This window comes from Mycobacterium sp. NGS58 (assembly GCF_059812385.1).
Genome location: NZ_JCALCO010000029.1, coordinates 57,757 through 64,856, shown reverse-complemented (window position 1 = coordinate 64,856; position 7,100 = coordinate 57,757). Strand labels below are relative to the sequence as shown.

Below are 7,100 nucleotides of genomic sequence, written 5' to 3'. Positions count from 1 at the left end.
ACCGCCGCCACGGCATACGGCGGCATGGGTCCGCGTTCCCCCAGCAGCTCACGCAGCGTGCCGCCCTCGATGAGCTCCATCACCAGAAACGGATGCCGGGCGTCCAGGCCCTGGTCGTAGACCGCTACCAGCCCGGGATCCTTGAGCCGGGCGACTGTTTGGGCCTCGCGCTGGAACCGCGTCAGGAATTGCGCGTCGCCAGCGTAGCGGGAATCCATCACCTTCACCGCGACGGGGCGGTCCAGCCGGGTGTCCAGGCCGCGGTACACCGTCGACGTGCCGCCGCTGGCGATCCGGGACTGAACCCGGTAGCGGCCGTCCAGCAAAGCGTTGTCCAACGGATCGACCGACCCGGCTTCGGGTCGGTGACGATGCGGGGCGGCCCGGCGCGAGGCGGGGGTCCCGCCCGCTCGCGGGGAGGGGCCGGGCGGTTCGGCTTTGGCCACGGGGCCATCGTAAGTGCGCTAACGGGATTGCCCGGCAGAACACGGACTCAAGGTCGGCATCTAGGCATACACTTGCCCGGATGAGCAGTATTCCTGCCGGCGACGATGTGCTAGAACCCGACGAGCCGATCTACGACTTGAAGCGGGTCGCCGAATTGATGGGGGTGCCGGTCACCAAGGTGCATCAGCAACTCCGGGACGGGCATCTGGTTGCGGTCCGGCGCGACGAGGGCCTGGTGGTTCCGCAGCTGTTCTTCACCAAATCCGGTGAGGTGGTCAAAAGCCTGCCGGGTTTGTTGACCATCCTGCACGACGGCGGCTATCACGACACCGAAATCGTGCGCTGGTTGTTCACCAGGGACCCCTCGCTGACGGTCACCCGCGACGGCAGCCGGGACGCCCTGAACAACGCCCGCCCCGTCGACGCCCTGCACGCCCACCAGGCGCGCGAAGTCGTGCGCCGGGCGCAAGCGATGGCCTGCTGAGCCCGCTCTCATTCAACGGCGACGTCGGCACCTTCGGCTTGCGGTGCGGGAGCTCGGTACAGGCTGTACCAGGCGATCAGCGCGCAGGCGGTGGCCAGCGAAAAGTGCAGCCACGAGTACATGCCATGTGAGCCATCGGGTTTGAAGATCACCATCACCCAGGTCGACAAGCCGCCGATGATTGCGACAGCCCGCCGGGACTGCGCCAGTGGGGCGACGATCGCCAGCGGCCATGAGTAGTACCAGGGCAGGGCCGCCGGCACGAACAGCACCACGATCAGCATCGACCATGCGATGCCGGTCTGCGCGGCCCGGTCGTCGCGGCGGAACCGCCACCACAACAGCGGCAGCGAAACCGCGATGACCGCGATGCCGACCAGCCGGGTGACGCGAAGGATCGGATAGAAGCTCACCGGGAAGAACCCGCTGCCGATCGCGTGGATCAGGTTGGCGGCCGCGGTCGGCACCGTCAGCCAATTGATGATCTTCACCGATCCGGCCAGCGCGGTCAGCCAGCCCAGGCCGACGCCGGCCACCGCGGACAGGACCGCGAAGACCACGACGAAGATCAACAGCGATAACGCTGTCGCGGCGAAAAACGCTGGCACCGAACGGTATCCCCGCCGATCACGCAGGTGCCGCATCCACACCCACACCAAGAACGGCAGCGCGATGCCGGCGGTGGCTTTGACCGCGATGGCGACCGTGATCAGCGTGATGCCCGCGACGTGGCGGCCGGCGAACGTCAGCGCGACACCGGCGGTCATCAAGCCCACCATCAGCATCTCGTTGTGCACCCCGCCCATCAGATGAATGAGCACCAGGGGGTTGAGCACACAGATCCACAGCGCCGTCGAACCGTCGGCGCCCAGGTGGCGCGCCACCCGGGGCGTCGCCCAGACCAACAGCATCAGGCCGGGCAGCATGCACAGCCGCAGCAACGCGGTGCCCGCCACCACGTTGTTGCCCACGATGATGGTGATGACCTTCGCCACCAGGATGAACACCGGGCCGTAGGGCGCGGTCGTGATCGACCAGATGGGACTGACGTTGTCCAGCAGGCTGTTCGGGTTGGCGACGGGACCGACCGCGTACGGGTCCAGGCCGTCGCGCAGCAGCGCACCCTGCGCCAGATACGAGTAGGTGTCTCGGCTGAAGACGGGCACCGACACCAGCAGCGGCGCCAGCCAGAAGCCCGTGGTGGCTTTCATGACGAATTCGCTCGCCGCGCCGGCCAGCACCCGGCGGCCCAGGGCCAGCCACGCGATCAGCATCAGGCCGACGCCGATCCACAACACGATCGACGACAGCACGAGGCCGTGGCCAAAACGCAACCAGGACATGTGCATCGACTCGAGCAGCGGGTCGTGCTGGCGGGTGCTGCCCGCGCCCAGGCCGCCCAGGGTGATCAGCACCGATCCCAGCAGGCCCAGCTTCGCCGGTCCGGAGTCGCGCGCGGCGACGAACGACTTCAGCTGTGAAAACCATTCGCCGCGAGGGGGTTTGGCGGCCGGCGAATCCGCTGCCGGGGTGTCCGTGGGCGTCGTCATCGGTTCAGGCCGACCGGTTCGTGGCCAGCTTGGCCAATTCGGACAGCCCGGCTTTGGCCGCGGTGTTGATGGGAGCGGCCGCCAGCGTGGCAAGCGCCCGCTGGGTCAGCGCGGCGATCCGTTGTTCGGCCGCCGCCAGGGCACCCACCGCCTCGATGACATCGCGCAGCCGATCCACCTGCGCGTCGGTCAGTCGGGCCCCGACCGAGGTCCGTAACAGGTTGGCCGCCACGGGGTCTGACTTCTCCGCCAATTCCACCGCCTCGGCCAGCAGCACCGTGCGCTTGCCCGATCGCAGATCGTCCCCGGACGGCTTACCGGTGACCGCGGGGTCACCGAAAACCCCGAGGACGTCGTCGCGCAGCTGGAACGCCACCCCCAGGTCCGTCCCGAACTGGCTGAAGACGTCGTGGACGTCGGGCCGGTCGGCCGCGGCGGCCGCCCCGAGCTGCAGCGGCCGGGACACGGTGTAGCAGGCGGTTTTGAAGGTGTCGACGTTCATCGCCGAAGCGATCGAGGCGGCCGCGCTGGCCTCGGCGACGATGTCGAGGTACTGGCCGCCGAGCACCTCGGTGCGGATGTTGGCCCACACCCGCCGCACCCGCCTTTGGGCCTGGGGCGCCAACTCCACGCCGAAGACGATGTCGTCGGCCCACGCCAGCGCGAGATCACCGAGCAGGATGGCGGCCGACATGCCGAATTGCTCCGGCGACCCCTGCCAGCGCCGGTCGCGATGCAGCTTCGCGAACTGCACGTGCGTGGTCGGGCGGCCCCGGCGGGTCGAGGAGTCGTCGATCACGTCGTCGTGCACGAGGGCGCAGGCGTGCAGCAGCTCGAGCGCGGAAAAGAGCAGCAGCACTTGCTCGTCGGGGGCTTCGGACGTCACTGCGCGCCAGCCCCAATAGGCGAACAAGGGCCGTAGCCGCTTGCCACCGTTGAGCACGAAATCTTCCAGCGCGGCGATCAGATCGCCGTAGTCGTCACCGATGTACGCCGCCTCGGTGCGCCGGTCATGCATGTACCGCCGCAATTGATCGGTGATGGCGCCGGTCAACTCGACGGTTGCCGCTGCTTCTGAAGCTCCTAGGCTCAGCGCGGCACCCCTTTCTGCTCGGCTGGCTGGGTGTTCCAGGCCCGACCAGTGTATTCGCCGCCGCACCCGTGCCGCCCCGCATGTGACCCGGACCGCTGGGCCCAGTTGCTTCGTCTGCCTCACTAACCCGCCCCTATGCTGGCGGGTGCCCTGGGGCTTGCGCGGAATCCGCGCGGCCCACCGGGCGCCCCCCGGGAGTCGTCAGATGGAGAGCAGCCGCGTGACCCTCAACACCATTGCGCTCGAGCTGGTGCCGCCGAACGCCGACGAAGGTCGGGAGCGGGCACTCGAAGAGGCGCGGAAAGTGGTGCGGAATTCCGCCGAGTCCGGCCTCGACGGCCGGATCCGGCACGTGATGATTCCGGGGATCATCGCCGAGGACGACGACCGTCCCATTCAGATGAAGCCCAAGCTGGACGTGCTCGACTTCTGGTCGATCGTCAAGCCGGAACTGCCGGGCATCAAGGGCTTGTGCACGCAGGTCACCGCGTTCATGGACGAGTCGTCGCTACGCGCCCGGCTGACCGAGCTGACGTCGGCCGGCATGGAAGGCGTCGTCTTCGTTGGCGTGCCGCGCACCATGAACGACGGCGAGGGTTCCGGCGTGGCACCCACCGACGCCCTGTCGATCTACCGCGAGCTGGTGACCAACCGCGGCGTGATCCTGATCCCGACCCGGGACGGCGAACACGGCCGGTTCAACTTCAAGTGCGACCAGGGCGCCACCTACGGCATGACCCAGCTGTTGTACTCCGACGCGATCGTGGGTTTCCTCAGCGACTTCGCCGACAAGACCGACCACCGGCCGGAGATCCTGCTGTCGTTCGGTTTCGTCCCGAAGATGGAGAGCCGGGTCGGACTGATCAACTGGCTGATTCAGGACCCGGGCAATCCGGCGGTGGCCGACGAGCAGGAGTTCGTCAAGAAGCTGGCCGCCGGCGAACCGGCGCAGAAGCGCCAGCAGATGGTCGACCTCTACAAACGCATCGTCGACGGGGTCGCCGAGCTCGGCTTCCCGCTGAGCATCCATCTCGAGGCGACCTACGGGAATTCCGGGCCGGCCTTCCAGACGTTCGCGGAGATGCTCGCTTACTGGTCGCCGGCCGGGCAGTACAGCTAGCCAGGCGGTGGTTGGTCGCGCGGCGCGGTCACGCGCGGTGATCGGTCCCGGCTGACCCAGGCCAGGAGCCCCACCACGCCCGCGGCCGCGAACGACGCGATGCACAGCCACACCACCGCGCCGGTGAAGGACCGGGTGTTGGGGTCGGTGTAGCGCGCCTGGGCGGTCATCGTGGTCACCACGCCCGGTTTGACCTTCCAGGCCACCACGTCCGGTTCGACCCGGTCGCCGTTGGTCGAGGTCACCACTCCGGGGAAGGCCACGGTTAGCTCCACGTCGGCTTCGGGGTCGGTCAGCGAGGTCAGGTCCGCCCGGCCCTCGAGGATCACCAGGTTGCCGTTGCGACGCAGCGTCAGGTTGACGCCCGAGGCATCGGAGTTCATGTTGGCCAGCTGCGGCAACTCCGCGAATGTCAGATCGGAGAACACCGCCTGGGAGCCGACGTAACCGTCGCTGTCGTAGTTCGACACCGCCACCTTCTGGCTGAACGGCAGGTTGTTGCTGTCCAGTTGCGGACCGGTGTCTTTGGAGGTCTTGGGTTTGGCGGCGGCGACGATCTCGCCGGACACCAGGTCGTCGGGCGAGATGGTGAGCGAGGCCCTGACCCGCAGGCATCCGGTGGCCAGCGGCACCAGCAGCAGCAACATCGCGATGGCCGTCAGGCGGCGCCGCCGAGCCCGAGACGCTCGGGATCCTCGGCTGCGGGACGGGGGAGAGCTGGCTCGCACCAGGTCATCGTGCCAGATCCGATGTGCCACTTAATGGAGTCTTCCGATGTGTGCCGACTTCGGGTGTCAGAGAGGTAGCTTGCGGCCCAGGATCGCAAATGCCCGCGGGTCGCCGGCGAAGTGGTATCCGCGGATGACGTCGGTGAAGCCCAGGCGTCGGTACAACCGCCAGGCGCGGTTGGCTTCGCCGTTGGTTTCCGGCGTGGAGAGCAGCACATTCTGCTCGGCGCGACCGGCCAGGAGCCGTCGCGCCAACGCCTCGCCGAGACCGCGGCCCTGGGCGCGTGGATGGATGTGCAGCTCGGTCAACTCGAAGTAGCTTTCCATCAGCCGGGATATCTCCTGGGGCGGGGAGCCTCCCCGCTGCATGCCCAGCACGACCTGCTGCTGCCACCATTGCCCGGGCGCGCCGGGATAGCCGTAGGCCACACCGAGCAGCGGTGCGCTGGCCAAGTCATCCGCCGAGGGCAGTTGTGCGCCTGCGTCTTCGGCTTGCCGGGTTTCGACGACGCCGGCGCCCTGCCAGCCCCGTCGCCGGATGTGTTCGAGCCACATCGCGGCGCGCTGGTTCTCGGTGCCCCGTGGGTAGCGCATCGCATCGACATACACCGCCAGGGCATCGCCGAGGCGACGCTCCATGTCGTTGGGGAGCAAATCGATGAGGACTATCGCCAACTCGCGGTCTCCTCCTCATCGGTCGTGCAGCTCGTGGGGCGCCTCGGCATCGTGCGGTCACTGCGGACCCTGCCCGTATTGCCCATTATCGGACCTGTGTGCGACGGCGGGACGGGTGGTCGAGGCACCGGACCGGCGAACCGTCCTGGTTCGGGAAGCCGGTTGTACCGCACGGCCGTTCCGGTCTGGCGGAGCGCCGGACGGCGGGCGGGATAGAATCGGCGGCGAACCAGTGGTATGGGGCAGATTGACCTCGTATCATTCAATTAGTGCCCCCGCAACGGGCATCCGCGTGTTACCGATATTCACGTGCCACACCGTCGGCAAGGAGGGACGAATGCCACTCTCCGATCATGAGCAGCGGATGCTCGATCAGATCGAGAGCGCGCTCTATGCCGAGGACCCCAAATTCGCGTCGAGTGTGCGCGGCGGAGGGTTTCGTGCACCCACTGCCCGTCGCCGGCTGCAGGGCGTGGCGCTGTTCGTCATCGGTTTGGCGATGCTGGTCTCCGGGGTGGCGTTCAAGGCAACGATGATCGGAAACTTCCCGATTCTCAGCGTCTTCGGGTTCATCGTCATGTTCGGCGGGGTGATCTTCGCGATCACCGGTCCCCGCTTGTCGGGCAGGGCCGATCATTCCGGGCCGGCTGCCACGTCGCTGCGTCAGCGCCGCAACAAGAGCGGGGGCTCGTTCACCAGCCGCATGGAGGATCGGTTCCGCCGCCGCTTCGACGGCTAGAAGTGTCCGTGCATTCGGGGTAGCCATCGGCTGCCCCGATTTGTTTTTCCTGGCCGGTATGTCGAGCGTCCGCGCCTGACCAACCGTCGATGCCGTTTTGCGGCTCAATCGAGCCCTAACCGAGGCGCGTCGCGGCGTTGATGCCCCACCGCGCCCCACTAGAGTTCCCCACTACGCCCCACTGGGCACGTTTCCCCTGGTAACCGCGTTCCTCCTGACACCCCGAAATACGCTCCCGCGTGCCCTCGACACACCCCATATGAC

At 67.6% G+C, this 7,100-nt stretch carries 8 protein-coding genes; 3 read left to right on the top strand and 5 right to left on the bottom strand.

The window, feature by feature from the left end:
• Positions 1-338 (bottom strand): protein kinase domain-containing protein (locus AC5Y4H_RS22855; RefSeq protein WP_499985446.1); only part of this gene is annotated, 338 nt, incomplete at its 3' end.
• 188 nt (positions 339-526) lie between these two features.
• Between AC5Y4H_RS22855 and AC5Y4H_RS22850 the strand changes: the two genes are divergently transcribed.
• Positions 527-931, top strand: coding sequence for an Rv2175c family DNA-binding protein (locus AC5Y4H_RS22850; protein WP_499985441.1), 405 nt, complete (start codon positions 527-529; stop codon positions 929-931).
• Positions 932-939: 8 nt separating this feature from the next.
• On the opposite strand, the gene AC5Y4H_RS22845 is transcribed toward AC5Y4H_RS22850, so the two are convergent.
• Entirely contained in the window at positions 940-2,481 is a 1,542-nt protein-coding gene (locus tag AC5Y4H_RS22845) for an alpha-(1->6)-mannopyranosyltransferase A (protein ID WP_499985439.1), read from the bottom strand.
• Positions 2,482-2,485: 4 nt separating this feature from the next.
• On the bottom strand, positions 2,486-3,535 hold the full coding sequence (gene idsA2, locus AC5Y4H_RS22840) for a bifunctional (2E,6E)-farnesyl/geranyl diphosphate synthase (protein WP_499985435.1): 1,050 nt from the start codon (positions 3,533-3,535) through the stop codon (positions 2,486-2,488).
• Positions 3,536-3,794: 259 nt separating this feature from the next.
• Between idsA2 and AC5Y4H_RS22835 the strand changes: the two genes are divergently transcribed.
• Positions 3,795-4,694: a mycobacterial-type methylenetetrahydrofolate reductase gene (locus tag AC5Y4H_RS22835; RefSeq protein ID WP_499985444.1), complete on the top strand. Its 900-nt coding sequence runs from the start codon at positions 3,795-3,797 to the stop codon at positions 4,692-4,694.
• Here AC5Y4H_RS22835 and lppM read toward each other — a convergent pair.
• On the bottom strand, positions 4,691-5,341 hold the full coding sequence (gene lppM / locus AC5Y4H_RS22830) for a lipoprotein LppM (RefSeq protein WP_499985433.1): 651 nt from the start codon (positions 5,339-5,341) through the stop codon (positions 4,691-4,693). The genes AC5Y4H_RS22835 and lppM overlap by 4 nt on opposite strands.
• A 147-nt stretch (positions 5,342-5,488) precedes the next feature.
• Positions 5,489-6,097: a GNAT family N-acetyltransferase gene (locus tag AC5Y4H_RS22825; protein ID WP_499985431.1), complete on the bottom strand. Its 609-nt coding sequence runs from the start codon at positions 6,095-6,097 to the stop codon at positions 5,489-5,491.
• A 337-nt stretch (positions 6,098-6,434) separates the two neighbouring features.
• Between AC5Y4H_RS22825 and AC5Y4H_RS22820 the strand changes: the two genes are divergently transcribed.
• On the top strand, positions 6,435-6,836 hold the full coding sequence (locus tag AC5Y4H_RS22820; protein WP_499985429.1) for an SCO2097 family morphological protein: 402 nt from the start codon (positions 6,435-6,437) through the stop codon (positions 6,834-6,836).
• Positions 6,837-7,100 lie beyond the last annotated feature (264 nt).

Excerpts from the sequence above, each read along its gene's own strand:
- lppM (WP_499985433.1), bottom strand. The coding sequence starts at position 5,341 with ATGTTGCTGCTGCTGGTGCCGCTGGCCACCGGATGCCTGCGGGTCAGG.
- AC5Y4H_RS22845 (WP_499985439.1), bottom strand. The coding sequence starts at position 2,481 with ATGACGACGCCCACGGACACCCCGGCAGCGGATTCGCCGGCCGCCAAA.
- AC5Y4H_RS22820 (WP_499985429.1), top strand. The coding sequence starts at position 6,435 with ATGCCACTCTCCGATCATGAGCAGCGGATGCTCGATCAGATCGAGAGC.
- AC5Y4H_RS22850 (WP_499985441.1), top strand. The coding sequence starts at position 527 with ATGAGCAGTATTCCTGCCGGCGACGATGTGCTAGAACCCGACGAGCCG.